Here is a 13,466-nt window from a genome sequence, read left to right on the forward strand (position 1 = left end):
CGATGGGCCGACGCAGCGTGGCCGGACAGGTGTTCGTGCTGCAAGTGGTGATCGTGCTGCTGCTGGTCGTGTCGGCCGTGGTGGCTCAGGTCCTCCAGGTGCGGCACGACAGCGACCTGGAGGCGCAGAACCGGTCCCTCGCCGTCGCCCAGACCTTCGCCAACGCCCCGGGCACGGTCGCGGCCCTGCGCAGCGAGCACCCCACGGCCCTGCTCCAGCCGAGGGCCGAGGCGACCCGCAAGGCCACCGGGGTGGACTTCGTCGTCGTGATGGACACCAACGGGATCCGCTACACCCATCCCAACCCGGACCGCATCGGCAAGAAGTTCGTCGGCACCATCGCGCCCGCGCAGGCCGGGCGCGTCGTGACCGAACACGTCAACGGCACCATCGGGCCGCTGGTGCAGGTCGTGGTCCCGGTCAGGGCACCGGACGGCTCCGTCGTGGGCCTGGTGTCGTCCGGTATCACCACGGCGCACGTCGGCGGCGCCGCCGACCAGCAGCTGCCGCTGCTGCTGGCCTCCGCCGCGGCCGCGCTGGCCCTGGCCACCGCGGGCACGGCCCTGGTGAGCCGGCGCCTGCTGCGGCAGACGCACGGCCTCGGCCCGTCCGAGATGACCCGCATGTACGAGCACCACGACGCGGTGCTGCACGCCGTCCGGGAGGGTGTGCTCATCGTCAGCGGCGAGGGCCGGCTGCTGCTCGCCAACGACGAGGCGCACCGCCTGCTCGACCTGCCGGAGGACGCCGAGGCCCGCCATGTGCTCGACCTCGGCCTCGACGCCGACACCGCCGGGCTGCTCGCCTCGGGCCGGGTCGTGACCGACGAGGTGCGCCTGGTCAAGGACCGGCTGCTGGCGATCAACCAGCGGCCGACGGACCTCAGGGGCGGCCCGCCCGGCAGCGTGACCACGCTGCGCGACTCCACGGAGCTGCGCGCCCTGTCCGGCCGGGCGGAGGTGGCCCGCGAACGCCTCGACATGCTGTACGACGCGGGGGTCGGCATCGGCACCAGCCTCGACGTGCGCCGCACCGCCGAGGAACTGGCGGAACTGGCCGTGCCCCGGTTTGCGGACTTCGCCACCGTGGACCTGTTCGACGCCGTGATCGAGGGGTCGGAGCCGCGGCCGGGTACCGCCCTGCGCCGCACCGCGTGCAGCGGCATCCGCACGGACGCCCCGCTGTACCAGGTGGGCCGGCGCATCCGGTTCGTGGCGAGCTCGCCGCAGGCCCGCAGTCTGGCCACCGGCCAGCCGGTCGTGGAGCCCCGGCTGCGCGAGGCACCGGGCTGGCTGGCGCAGGACCTGGAGCGCACCGAGCAGGTCGTGGAGTACGGCATCCACTCGCTGATCACCGTGCCGCTGCGGGCGGGCAGTCTGGTGTTGGGCGTGGCGACCTTCTGGCGGTCGCAGAAGCCCGATCCGTTCGACGCCGAGGAGCTGGCCCTCGCCGAGGAACTGGTCGCCCGCGCGGCGGTGTCCATCGACAACGCGCGCCGCTACACCCGCGAGCACAGCATGGCGGTCACCCTCCAGCGCAGCCTGCTGCCCCGCTCCCTGCCCGACCAGAGCGCCCTGGAGATCGCCTACCGCTACCTTCCCGCACAGGCCGGGGTCGGCGGGGACTGGTTCGACGTGCTGCCGCTGTCCGGGGCCCGGGTGGCGCTGGTGGTCGGGGACGTGGTGGGGCACGGGCTGCACGCGGCGGCCACCATGGGGCGGCTGCGCACGGCGGTGCACAACTTCTCCGCGCTGGACCTGCCGCCGGACGAGCTCCTGGCCCTGCTGGACGAGCTGGTCGCCCGCATCGACCAGGACGAGACCCCCGCGGACGGCAGCGCGGTGGTCACCGGGGCGACCTGCCTGTACGCGGTGTACGACCCGGTCGCCAGCCGCTGCACCGTCGCCCGGGCCGGCCATCCCCCGCCCGCCGTGGTCCGGCCCGACGGGAGCGTGGACTTCCCGGAGGTGCCCGCCGGGCCCCCGCTGGGTCTGGGCGGGCTGCCCTTCGAGGCCGCCGAGCTGGAGCTGGCGGAGGGCAGCCGGCTGGTGCTGTACACGGACGGGCTGGTCGAGGACCGGGACCGGGACATCGACGAGGGCCTGGAACTGCTGCGCACCGCTCTGAAGCGGGCCGGGGACTCGCCCGAGGACACCTGCCGGGCGGTGCTGGACCTGCTGCCGGCCCGGCCGAGCGACGACGTCGCGCTGATCGTGGCCCGTACCCGCACGCTGGGCGCCGACCGGGTCGCCGAGTGGCAGGTGCCGTCCGAGCCGGCGGCCGTCTCGGAGGTACGGGGCGCGGTGACCGCGCGGCTGGCGGAGTGGGGGCTGGACGACCTGGCGTTCACCACGGAGCTGATCCTGAGCGAGCTGGTCACCAACGCGATCCGCTACGGCCGCGGGCCCATCGGCGTACGGCTGTTGCACGACCGGGCCCTGATCTGCGAGGTGTCCGACAGCAGCACGACCTCGCCGCATCTGCGGTACGCGGCGACCACCGACGAGGGCGGCCGCGGTCTGTTCCTCGTCGCCCAGCTCGCCGAGCGCTGGGGCACCCGCTACACCCCCAGTGGCAAGATCATCTGGGCGGAGCAGGCGCTGCCCTGAGACGGCGGGCCGTCGGGAGGGAAGGGCCGGGAGAGCCGGGCCGGCAGACGAACGGGCCCGGCCGCCGCCGACGAGGGCGACGGCCGGGCCCGATGGGCGCGGGTCAGCTGCCGTTCAGCCGCGAGCGCAGCAGCTGCTTGCCCAGCTCGGCGCCCTTGCGGCTGTCCGACTGCGCCTTGCGGAACAGTTCGACGATCTCCTGGTCCTTGTCGCGTTCCGCGTCCTGGATGTACTGCTCCAGGCGCAGGGCGTTGCTCAGGCACGCCTCGACATACCAGATGAGGTTGTAGTCCTTGTCCCGGGTGCCGGTGACGTCGCCGGTCTCGGTGCTGCTGGTCATGGGATCTGCCTCCATCTTCTGACCCAGCGTCGCTGTGCTTTCCGGAAACCACCGAGTACCCGGGCCACCGACGGGCACACCGCCGCGATCTGGGACTATTCGTCGATCACCGCTCCGAAACGGGCGGAGTGCCCGTTCCCGCCCAGGGCGGCGGCACCGTAGACCCACGAACCGTCGGCGAGCAGGCCGCCGCCGCTGGCGGGCAGCAGCCACACCGCGCCGTCGCCGGCGTTCTCGCCCGCCGCCGACGCGAGCAGCTCGGCGCGGCCGCCGCCGTCGGTGTCGACCAGCCGCACCTGGGCTCCCCAGCCGTCGTCCGCCTCGGCGGTGCCGGGGATCCCACGGGTGTTCTGGTCGAAGGACTGGGCGCCGGAGCCGGTCAGGCCCCTCGCGGTGCCGCGCAGCAGCCACACCGCGCCCGCGTCGGCGACCGTGCCCACGTCCTCGCCCGGCGCGCCGACGGCCACGTCGGCGAAGCCGTCGCCGTTCACGTCGGCCACGGACAGGTCGGCGCCCCAGGCGTCGCCCTGCTCGGCGGTGCCGGGCACGCCCGGGGAGTTCTGCGACCACCACTGCGCGGAGCTGCCGGGCCCCTGGGTACCGGCCGGCCCGTGCTCGCCGCCGTAGTAGACGCCGACCAGGCCGCCGGGCGCGTTCGCGTCCCCGGTGGACTCGTCGGCGGCGCTGAGCTGGCCGACGACGAGGTCGTCGTAGCCGTCGTGGTTGATGTCGCCGGAGGCCGTGCCCAGGCCGCCGTGCAGGTCCCGCCGGTAGCTCAGGCCCTCGGGGCCGCCCGCGTAGTACGCCGACCAGCCCTGGGTGTAGTCGTCGTCGGGGCTGTAGCCGGAGACGACGAGGTCGGCGAAGCCGTCGCGGTCGTAGTCGCCGGTGGTCACATAGCCGGGCTGGAGCCTGTGCCCGGTGGAGTGCGGGGCGCCGACGCGCCGCAGGACGCCCGCGTGGTACGTGAAGGCGGTCAGTCCCACCTTCTGGTCGACGACGACGAGCTGGTCGGCGTCGGTGTCCCCGGTGAACCGCGCGGCGGCCACCGCGAGGCCGAACCGGGCCCCGCGGGCGGGCGCGGCCGCGGTGACGGAGGCGGTCCGTCCGGCGCCCAGGCCCGCCCTGGAGCCGTACAGGACGGTCACCCGGCCCGCGTCCGCGACGCCTCCCTCGTCCTCGCCGGGTGCGCCGATGACCGCGTCGTCGTAGCCGTCGCCGTCCAGGTCGCCGGTGGCGACGGCCTGACCGAAGTCGTCCCAGGCCTCCGAGGTGCCGGGCACGCCCCTGGTGGACTGGCTGATGACCGCCGTACGCCCCTTGGGCACGGTGTGGTTGCTGCCGATGCCGCTGGGGGCGCCGTACTGGACGGTGACGTATCCGGCGCCCTCCTTGCCGTCGACGGTGCCCTCCGGGACGCCGATGAGGACGTCGGCGCGGCCGTCGCCGTCGAAGTCGCTGTTGCGGTCGGCGGCGCTGGTGCCGCCGGGCACGCCGGCGAACGCGGACGGCGCGGCCAGGATGCCGGCGCCGGCGAGCAGCAGGAAGGAGGCGGCCGTGGCGACGGCCGAGGCCGTGGTGCGGCGGGTCGTGCGTGCGATGCGGGTCATGTCCCGTTCCCCCAGGGTGTCTTGGCGGTCCGTCGGGTCGCCTTTGGTGACCGACGCCCTGTTCGACACGAGGGGTCCGGGCGGAGTTGTGGTGCCGCGCGGGGCTGTGACAGACCGGTTACAGTCGGTGCGGGACGGGATGTGCGGGCGGGTCAGCCGAGGGCGCGGTCCAGGTTGAAGGCGGCGCTGATCAGGGACAGGTGGGTGAACGCCTGCGGGAAGTTGCCCTGTTGCTCACCGGTGCGGCCGATCTCCTCGGCGTACAGGCCGAGATGGTTGGCGTAGGTGAGCATCTTCTCGAACGCCAGCCGGGCCTCCTCCAGCCGTCCGGCGCGCACCAGCGCCTCGACGTACCAGAACGAGCAGATGGAGAACGTGCCCTCGTCGCCGCGCACTCCGTCCGGGCTGGCCTGCGGGTCGTAGCGGTAGACGAGGGAGTCGGAGACCAGTTCCTCGGTCAGCGCGTCCAGGGTGGACAGCCACTTGGGGTCGGTGGGGGCGATGAACTTGGCCAGCGGCATCATCAGCACGGAGGCGTCCAGCACGTCGCCGTCCTCGTGCTGGACGAAGGCGCGGCGCCCGGGCGACCAGCCGCGGTCCATGATCCGCCGGTAGATGGTGTCCCGGCTCTGCCGCCAGCGCAGGATGTCGGCGGGCAGACCCCGCCGGTTGGCGAGGCGGATGGCGCGCTCGATGGCCACCCAGCACATCAGACGGGAGTAGAGGAAGTTCTGGCGGCCGCCGCGGGTCTCCCACACGCCCTCGTCGGGCTGGTCCCAGTTGTCGCAGACCCAGTCGACCAGGTGGCACACGTCGTCCCACTGGCCGCTGGAGATGGGCTCGGCCCACTTGTCGTAGAGGTAGATCGAGTCGATGAGGGCGCCGTAGATGTCGAGCTGGAGCTGGTCGGCGGCGGCGTTGCCGACCCGGACCGGGGCGGAGCCCTGGTGGCCGGACAGGTGCCGGAGTTCTCGTTCGGGCAGGTCGGTGCGGCCGTCGATGCCGTACATGATCTGGAGCGGGCCCGACGCGCGGCCGTCTCCGGGGCTGATGTGGGTGGTCACGAACCGCATGAACGCCTCGGCCTCGCCGGAGAAGCCCAGCCGCAGCAGGGCGTACACGCAGAACGCGGCGTCGCGGACCCATACGTAGCGGTAGTCCCAGTTGCGTTCGCCGCCGAGCTGCTCGGGGAGGCTGGTGGTGGGCGCGGCGACGATGGCGCCGGTCGGGGCGTAGGTGAGCAGCTTCAGGGTGAGGGCGGAGCGGTGGACCATCTCGCGCCAGCGGCCCCGGTAGCGGGACTGGGACAGCCAGCGCCGCCAGTAGGCGACCGTGGCGGCGAACTCGTGCTCGGCCTCCATGTGCGGACAGCCGCGCGGTGGTACGTCCTCGCCGACCTGGTCGAGGGCGAACACGGCGGTCTCGCCCTCGGTGAGCTTGAAGTCGGCGAGCGCGTCCACGCCGTCGCCCTCCAGCGGCACGGTGGCCGTCAGCGCGAGGGCCATGTCGCGGGACTCGAAGAGGGCGGACTCGCCGAGCATGGTCAGGGCGTGCGGGGCGGTGCCGTAGTCGAAGCGCGGGGCGATGCGGGCCCGGAAGGGGACGGTGCCGCGGACGCACAGGACGCGGCGGATCACTCGGTGCCGGCCGGTCTCGGCGGCCTCGCCGGTCACGGGCATGAAGTCCTGGATCTCCCCGACACCGTCCTCCGTGTAGAAACGGGTGATCAGTACGTTGGTGTCGGGGAAGTAGAACTGCTTGGTCCGGGCCGGCACGGCAGCGGCGAGCTCGAAGGCCCCGCCGCGCTCGGGGTCCAGGATCGCCGCGAAGACGCTGGGCCGGTCGAAGGCCCGGCAGCAGTACCAGTCGATCGTGCCGTCGCTGCCCACCAGGGCCACGCTGCGCAGATCCCCGATCAGCCCGTGCTCGGCGATCGGCAGGGGGCGGGGACGCCCCGGCGTGTCCTGCGGCAGTTGCGTCTCGGCCATGTCGGCCTCCCGGTCCGGGCGTACGGGCTGGTTCCAGCGTAGGTCCGGGGGTTTCCTTCCGCCGTGTTCAGGTACCTCGTCACCGGGCCTGAGGCCGCTCCGGATGCAGGGTGTGCTCAGGCGGTGAATGGTGAGAGTGGGTCCCGGTCTCGCGGTAGGTGCCGTCCGGGCCCGAGGAGGAGGCATCATGTCGACGTCAGAACCCGAAGCGTCCCGGTTGTCGGACGACCTGCGCACCCCGGACTCCCTGCTCCACACCTCCCCCGGCCGCGACATCACGGCGGAGGACATGGTGATGGCGGCGGGCCGGGACGTCACCCCGGCGAACCTCGAATGGGCGAGGCGCAAGCTGGAGACCGAGGGCCCGTCCGCCATCGAGAAACTTCTTCCCTAGGGCTCAATAGCTGCAAGGCCACTGGCTCCGGAGTGTCCCGCCGGGGCCGGTGGTTGTGGCGTGTCCGCGCGTGGCACGTGCCCGCACCAGCGGCGCGAGCCCGGCGGCGACGGGCCTCCGGGCGCCGGCCCGGATGGTGATCCGCCCGTCGGCGGCCGCGCGGACCGCGACCGGGGTGCACAGCGGTACGGAGGTTTTCCGATCAGCCTTCCGCAGTGGGGGCGCGGGCTGGCAGACTCCGGGGGATGCCCGACTTCGACATGCTCGTCATCGGATCCGGACCCGGCGGCCAGAAGGCCGCCATCGCCGCGGCCAAGCTCGGCCGGCGGGTCGCGGTCGTCGACCGCCCCGACATGGTCGGCGGGGTCTCCCTCCACACCGGAACCATCCCCTCCAAGACCCTGCGCGAGGCGGTGCTGTACCTCACCGGGCTCACCCAGCGCGATCTGTACGGGCAGAGCTACCGGCTGAAGGAGGACATCACCGTCGCGGACCTGATCGCGCGCACCCAGCACGTGGTCGGCCGGGAGACGGACGTCATCCGCAGCCAGCTCTCCCGTAACCAGGTGGCCCTGCACGCCGGCACGGCCCGCTTCGTGGACCCGCACACCGTCGCCCTGCGGGAGGTGACCGGTGACGAGCGGCTGCTGAGCGCGGAGCACATCGTGATCGCCACCGGCACCCGGCCCGCCCGCCCGGGCAGCGTGGAGTTCGACGGGCGCACGATCCTGGACTCGGACAACGTGCTCACGCTGGAGCGGGTGCCGCGCTCCATGGTCATCGTGGGTGCCGGTGTGATCGGCATGGAGTACGCCTCCATGTTCGCGGCGCTGGGCAGCCGGGTCACGGTGGTGGAGAAGCGCCCCGGGATGCTGGACCTGTGCGACGTGGAGGTCGTCGAGTCGCTCAAGTACCACCTGCGGGACCTGGCCGTCACCTTCCGGTTCGGGGAGACCGTCGCCGCCGTGGAACGCCATGAGCGCGGGACCCTGACCGTCCTGGAGAGCGGCAAGAAGATCCCCGCCGACGCGGTGATGTACTCCGCGGGCCGTCAGGGCGTCACCGACGAACTCGACCTGGACAAGGCCGGCCTGTCGGCGGACCCCCGTGGCCGGATCACGGTGGACGAGCACTACCGCACCGAGGTGCCGCACATCTACGCCGTCGGCGACGTCATAGGCTTCCCTGCGCTGGCCGCGACCTCGATGGAACAGGGCCGTGCGGCCGCCTACCACGCGTTCGGCGAGCCGGTGAACCGCATGCACAACCTCCAGCCGATCGGCATCTACACCATCCCGGAGATCAGCTTCGTCGGCCGCACCGAGGACCAACTCACCGCGGACAGCGTGCCGTTCGAGGTGGGCATCGCCCGCTACCGGGAACTGGCCCGCGGCCAGATCATCGGCGACTCGCACGGCATGCTGAAACTGCTGGTCTCCCCCGAGGACCGCACGCTGCTCGGTGTGCACTGCTTCGGCACGGGCGCCACCGAGCTGATCCACATCGGCCAGACCGTGATGGGCTGCGGCGGCACGGTCGACTACCTCGTCGACGCCGTGTTCAACTACCCGACGCTCGCGGAGTCCTACAAAGTCGCCGCTCTGGATGCCACCAACAAGCTGCGCCAGATAGACCACTTGGGAGACTGACCTGGGAGGCTGACCGGTCCGGTCCTACTCGGGCAGTGCCGTCTCGTCCTCGACGACGTGCACCGCCGCCTCCTCCGCACCGGCCGCGCCCCCGTCGATGCCCACGTCGTCCGCGACGCTCTCCTTCGTGGTGTCCCGGCGGGCGCCCTCGTCGGGGGCCACGAGCCGGCCGGCTCGGTCGCCGCCCGCCTCGGGATCGACGGGTTCGCCCTCACCGCCCGGCAGGTCGCCCACGGCGTCCCCGGGCGGCGGGGACACGTCGGGCCGCTCCTGGGCCAGCCGCTGGTCGAGGCTCTCGCCCTCGTGCTGCTCGGCCGCGGTGGTTCCGTACCGGGTGACGCCCAGCGGCTTCTCCGGGGGCGAATAACCCTCGTCGAGGGTGTCGTCGTAGGTCCGTTCGTCCACCGCGTCCTGGAGGTCCAGGGGCGCGGCGTCCTGCTGTTCCTCGTTGCTCCCGGTGGGCTGGTACGCGTCGTCGCCCATCGGGGTGTGCTCCGGCTGCTGACCGGTCATGACCGCCTCCCTCTCGGCGCCCGGCGCCTGTCGCTGTCACGGTTCCCGGTCCGCGTTTCCCGCAGCGGGAACCCTAATCACGCGGTGGCCTACCGCAAGATGCTGCTGAGGTCGGCGGCCGACTTCGTGCTCGGCGGGGAAGCAGATCGCCAAGTGGCGCAGGGGCCTGCGATCACGGGAGTGACGCCCCGGGCCGGTCCCGTTCGCCGGCCCCGGTTCCCCGCGGGGAGGTGCTGTGCGGAACCGGGGTCGGCCATGGCCCAGCCTTGTGCCAAGTCACAGCACGTACAAGGGATGTGCAGTAAAGCCGGGGGCAGACCTTGGCCATGCCGGGGGAAAGTCAGGCCGCCAGCAGCCCCCGGCCCAGCCAGTCCCGCGAGTCCCGCACGCCGGGGAGTGCGAAGAAGTAGCCGCCGCCCGTCGGGGAGATGTAGTCGACGAGGGGTTCGTCGATCAGCCGCGTCTGGGTGGCCTCGAACTGCCGCTTGACGTCCTGCTGGTAGCAGCAGAAGACCAGGCCCATGTCGAGGTTGCCGACGTTGTCCACGCCCCGGTCGTAGTTGTAGCCCCGGCGCAGGATGCGGGAGTCGTCGGAGGCGGCGGTGCGCGGGTTGGCGAGGCGGATGTGCGCGTCCAGCGGGATGGCCGTGCCGTGCGGGTCCTTGGCGTACTGGGGGATGTCGGTCTCCTTGGCACCGTCCAGCGGGGCGCCGGTGTCCTTGCGGCGGCCGAACATCTTCTCCTGCTCGGTCAGGGACACCCGGTCCCAGAACTCCACGAGCATCCGGATGATCCGGATCACCTGGTAGCTGCCGCCCTTCGTCCAGGCCGGCTCGCCCTGTCCGTCGCCCGTCCAGATCAGCCGGTCGGTCTCCCGGGCCGAAGTGACGTCCGGGTTGGCGATGCCGTCCTTGAAGCCCAGCAGGTTGCGCTGGGCGCCGGTGGGGCGCGGGGTGTTCTGGAAGCCGTCGACGCGCCACTTGATCTGCATGGCGCCCCTGGTGTGCCGGGCGATGTCGCGCAGTGCGTGCAGCACGGTGTCCTGGCGGTCGGCGCAGATCTGGAGGGACACGTCGCCGTGGCACTCGGCGGCGTCGAGGTTGTCGTTGGGGAACGTCCGCATCGGCGTCAGCCGGGCCGGCTTCGCCTTGGCGAGGCCGTAGCGGTCGTCGAACAGGGAGGCGCCGACGCCGACGGTGACGGTGAGCGCGTCGGTGGGCACCTGCGGACCGAGGATGCCGTTGTCGGAGGGCGGAGCGCCGACCCCGAGGTCGGTGGGGGTGCCGCCGGAGGTGAGGAGGCGGGCCCGCTCGGTGACGGTCCTGAGCAGGTCTTCGAGGCCCTTGCGGTCGTCGGCTGTGACGTCGAAGGAGACAAAGGTGGCGGCGGCCGGGGCCGGGGTGGTGATTCCGGCCTGGTGGGCGCCGTGGAAGGGGACCTTCGCGCCGCTGTCCGCACCCGTGTCCTGAGCCTGGGCGGTGCCGCCGCTCTCGCCGAGCACGAAGCCGCCGCCGGCCAGGACCGCGCCCGCCGCGCCGGCGCCCAGCGCGGTCCGCACGAAGGAGCGGCGGGCGGGGCCGACGGGGCAGGCCGGCGTCTCGGCAGTGGACATCGAAGGGGTTCCTTCCAGGTGTGGGCGTTCCGTGTGCGGGTGTTCGGTGCTCATCAGGCGGACTTCCTGATCTCGAGGAGGTCCGGGATCGGGGCGAGGTCTTCCAGCAGCTGTCCGGTGGCGCCGTCCAGCCGCTGCCGGTCGGCGGGGACGAGCCGGTCGACGGGGGTCCAGGTGCTGTCGTGGTGGGCGGCGTCCAGGAGCTGCTGGAGGCGGGCGACGTCCGCGTCGACGGTGGGCAGCAGTTTCGGCGCGCGGCTGGTCAGCAGCGGCTTGAGCACGGTGAGCAGTTCGCGGGTGCCGGCGAGGTTGGCGTCGGCGGTGGCGAGCCCCGTGCCGCTGCCCTGGTCGGTGTCGCCGGTGAGCTCGAACTGGAGGGTGTTCTCCAGGATCTCGTGGGCGCGCAGCGGCAGGTCGCCCGCGTCGAACTTCTGGCCGGGGAAGGCCCTGGCCAGTCCGGCGACCGCCTCGGCCAGCTGCCGGGCGGGGGTGCGGAGGTCCTTGGCCGACTGGCCGTGCCACAGGCCGTACTCGATCCGGAGGAAGCCGGTGAAGTCCTGGTCCCGCACGCCGTTCGGGAGTCCGTCGGGCCGGCCGTCGATCTTCTGGTCGAAGTCCTCGAAGGTGCCGTAGGCGGCGCCGAGGGAGGCGTAGGTGCGGTGGGCGGTCAGCCAGTCGGCGCGGGCCCGGTCGAGGTGGCCGGCGTCGATGTCGTCGTCGAGTTTCCGGGACTGGGTGACGAGGGTGGCCAGGCCCTGGTTCACGTACGCCTTGTACGACTTCAGGGGGGCCGCGAGGTCGCTCTCCGAGACGGGCACGACGGGCTTGGCCGCGCCTGCGCCGGTGACGCTGACGGCCTTGGAGGTGACCGCCTTGCCGCCGGTCGGCACGCACCGCCACGCGTAGCTGCCGCCGGCCACCGTGGCGACCAGGTCGCGCGTGGTGCCGGGGGCGAGTCCCTCGATCTCGCCGTAGACCGCGCCGGTCGCCGGGTCGATGAGGTACACCTCGGACGTCTTGCCGCCCGTGTTGTGCATCTGGAAGGTCTGCCGCCCGGGCTTCGGCGCGCTGAAGCCCTTGCCGCACTCGCTCCCCGACACGGCCACCGTCTGCGCCCCGGCGGGCTTGGGCCGGGCGAGCGCGACGACCAGCCCCGCCAGGACCGCCGGAACGGCGACGACGGCCACGGGCACGACCCACGCGGGCCGCCGCCGCCCCACGGCCCCGGGTTCCCGCCCGGAGTCGCGCCCGGCCTCGGCCGAGGCCTTCGGGCCGCCCCCGTCCCCGAGCCCGGCGCCGTCCCCGGACGCGGCCCCGCGCCCGTCACCGCCCCCGACCGCCGAGGCGGCCCCGGCCCCGGAGTCCACCCGGGACGCGGTCGCCACACCGGACACCGATTCCGGCCCGGACAGGGAAGCGGACCCCGCACCGGAACCCGGCACGCCGTCCGGCCCGGCCCCGGACGCGGGCCCGTGCTCGGCAGCGGCAGCGGCAGCGGCAGCGGCAGCGCCAGCGCCAGCGCCAGCGGGCACAGGTTCCGCACCGGCCACGGAATCCTGCACAGCCGCGGACGCGGGGGCATGCCCGGCAGCGCCCCCGGGCACGGACACAGGTCCCTCCGGACCGGCCCCGCTCTCAGCAGCGGCGCCGACCGCGGATTCCGGGCCGGACGCGGCCCGGGCCCCCGAGTCCGGTGACGCGGAGCCCGGCCCAGGCACGGACTCGCTTCCGGACCGGGCACCGGAGCCGGCACCGGAAGCCGGCACGGCGGCCTCGGACGCGGATGCGTGCCCGGCAGCGGCAGCGGCGCCCGGCACAGGTTCTGGGCCGGCCACGGAATCCTGCCCGGCCGCGGACGCGGTTCCGGCACCGGAAGCCGGCGCGGCGGCCCCCGTTCCCCGGTCCGGTCGGGGGCCCGCCGGCTGGGGTGTGTTCGCGCGTACGCCCCGTACGAAGAGGGTCATCACCACGGCGAGGTAGCCGGCGTACCCGGCCACCTGGAGCCAGGTCATGGTCGGCGTCAGGTTGAGGACGCCCTGGACGAGCGTGCTGTACCAGGAGCCGGCGTCGATGCTGCCGCCGAGGTCGACGGCGTACGCGGTCCTGCCGGGCAGTACGCCGCCCTCCTGGAGGTCGCGCAGGCCGTAGCCGAGGACGCCGGCCGCGATGACGATGAGGACCGCGCCGGTGGCGGTGAAGAACCTGGTCAGGTTGATCTTCAGGACACGGCGGTACAGGCCCCAGCACAGCCCCGCCGCGAGCAGGAGCCCGATTCCCGCACCGGTCATCGGGCCCGCGGACTCGCCCGCCGCGCGGGCGGTGGTCCACAGGAACAGGGCGGTCTCCAGGCCCTCACGGCCCACCGCGAGGAACGAGGTGAGCACCAGCACCCCCGCGCCCGTGCCGAGCGCACCGGTGACCTTCTCCTTGATCTCGCCGGAAAGACCGCGGGCCGAGCGCCGCATCCAGAACACCATGCCGGTGACGAACGCGACGGCGATGACGCTGAGGGTGCCGCCGAACGCCTCCTGGGCGGTGGCGGACAGGGACGCGGCGGTGAAGGTGAGGACCGCGCCGAAGCTCATCGCCACGGCGATCGCGGCCAGGACGCCCGTCCACACCTGCGGCAGCCGGGACCGCGCACCGGCCCGCACGAGGGTGGCGACCAGGATGGAGACGATGAGACCGCCTTCGAGTCCCTCCCTCAGTCCGATCAGGAAACTCGGAAACGCGTCGTCCCACATGCGTCGC

Annotated in this window: 9 protein-coding genes; 3 read left to right on the plus strand and 6 right to left on the minus strand. The window is 73.2% G+C overall.

All coding sequences use genetic code 11. From position 1 onward, the window contains the following. Positions 1-2 precede the first annotated feature (2 nt). Positions 3-2,609 (plus strand): SpoIIE family protein phosphatase, encoded by a 2,607-nt coding sequence (locus ACFY01_RS00415; protein ID WP_390733381.1) that lies wholly within the window; start codon positions 3-5, stop codon positions 2,607-2,609. Between the two features lie 103 nt (positions 2,610-2,712). Here ACFY01_RS00415 and ACFY01_RS00420 read toward each other — a convergent pair whose 3' ends face one another. The 3 genes from ACFY01_RS00420 to ACFY01_RS00430 all read right to left on the minus strand — a co-directional run bounded on the left by ACFY01_RS00420 (position 2,713) and on the right by ACFY01_RS00430 (position 6,547). Continuing rightward, positions 2,713-2,949, minus strand: a complete 237-nt coding sequence (locus tag ACFY01_RS00420; RefSeq protein WP_361445547.1) for a hypothetical protein — start codon at positions 2,947-2,949, stop codon at positions 2,713-2,715. A gap of 95 nt (positions 2,950-3,044) precedes the next feature. Next, positions 3,045-4,559 carry an FG-GAP repeat protein gene (locus ACFY01_RS00425; RefSeq protein WP_390733382.1) on the minus strand — a complete coding sequence of 505 codons (1,515 nt, stop codon included), beginning with the start codon at positions 4,557-4,559 and terminating at the stop codon, positions 3,045-3,047. Positions 4,560-4,711: 152 nt separating this feature from the next. Continuing rightward, positions 4,712-6,547 (minus strand): glycoside hydrolase family 15 protein, encoded by a 1,836-nt coding sequence (locus ACFY01_RS00430; RefSeq protein ID WP_390733383.1) that lies wholly within the window; start codon positions 6,545-6,547, stop codon positions 4,712-4,714. Between the two features lie 187 nt (positions 6,548-6,734). On the opposite strand from ACFY01_RS00430, the gene ACFY01_RS00435 reads away from it, so the two are divergent. Together ACFY01_RS00435 and sthA are read left to right on the plus strand one after the other, a co-directional pair. After that, a complete protein-coding gene (locus ACFY01_RS00435; protein WP_361445556.1) occupies positions 6,735-6,941 on the plus strand; it encodes a hypothetical protein in 207 nt (68 codons plus the stop codon). 245 nt (positions 6,942-7,186) lie between these two features. Further along, complete coding sequence (gene sthA, locus ACFY01_RS00440; protein ID WP_390733384.1) at positions 7,187-8,590, plus strand: Si-specific NAD(P)(+) transhydrogenase; 1,404 nt, start codon at positions 7,187-7,189, stop codon at positions 8,588-8,590. A 24-nt stretch (positions 8,591-8,614) separates the two neighbouring features. Here the strand turns inward: sthA and ACFY01_RS00445 are convergent, their stop codons facing one another. From ACFY01_RS00445 to efeU, 3 genes are all read right to left on the minus strand, one after another. Next, entirely contained in the window at positions 8,615-9,103 is a 489-nt protein-coding gene (locus ACFY01_RS00445) for a DUF5709 domain-containing protein (protein WP_390733385.1), read from the minus strand. A gap of 340 nt (positions 9,104-9,443) precedes the next feature. Further along, a complete protein-coding gene (gene efeB, locus ACFY01_RS00450) occupies positions 9,444-10,715 on the minus strand; it encodes an iron uptake transporter deferrochelatase/peroxidase subunit (RefSeq protein ID WP_390733386.1) in 1,272 nt (423 codons plus the stop codon). A 53-nt stretch (positions 10,716-10,768) separates the two neighbouring features. Next, complete coding sequence (efeU, locus tag ACFY01_RS00455) at positions 10,769-13,459, minus strand: iron uptake transporter permease EfeU (protein ID WP_390733387.1); 2,691 nt, start codon at positions 13,457-13,459, stop codon at positions 10,769-10,771. Between the last annotated feature and the right edge of the window lie 7 nt (positions 13,460-13,466).

Source organism: Streptomyces sp. NPDC001480, assembly GCF_042894725.1.
GTDB lineage: Bacteria > Actinomycetota > Actinomycetes > Streptomycetales > Streptomycetaceae > Streptomyces.

Bases quoted from the DNA above. Each gene is read 5' to 3' on its own strand.
- ACFY01_RS00415 (WP_390733381.1), top strand. From the start codon at position 3: ATGGGCCGACGCAGCGTGGCCGGACAGGTGTTCGTGCTGCAAGTGGTG.
- ACFY01_RS00420 (WP_361445547.1), bottom strand. From the start codon at position 2,949: ATGACCAGCAGCACCGAGACCGGCGACGTCACCGGCACCCGGGACAAG.
- ACFY01_RS00425 (WP_390733382.1), bottom strand. From the start codon at position 4,559: ATGACCCGCATCGCACGCACGACCCGCCGCACCACGGCCTCGGCCGTC.
- ACFY01_RS00430 (WP_390733383.1), bottom strand. From the start codon at position 6,547: ATGGCCGAGACGCAACTGCCGCAGGACACGCCGGGGCGTCCCCGCCCC.
- ACFY01_RS00435 (WP_361445556.1), top strand. From the start codon at position 6,735: ATGTCGACGTCAGAACCCGAAGCGTCCCGGTTGTCGGACGACCTGCGC.
- sthA (WP_390733384.1), top strand. From the start codon at position 7,187: ATGCCCGACTTCGACATGCTCGTCATCGGATCCGGACCCGGCGGCCAG.
- ACFY01_RS00445 (WP_390733385.1), bottom strand. From the start codon at position 9,103: ATGACCGGTCAGCAGCCGGAGCACACCCCGATGGGCGACGACGCGTAC.
- efeB (WP_390733386.1), bottom strand. From the start codon at position 10,715: ATGTCCACTGCCGAGACGCCGGCCTGCCCCGTCGGCCCCGCCCGCCGC.
- efeU (WP_390733387.1), bottom strand. From the start codon at position 13,459: ATGTGGGACGACGCGTTTCCGAGTTTCCTGATCGGACTGAGGGAGGGA.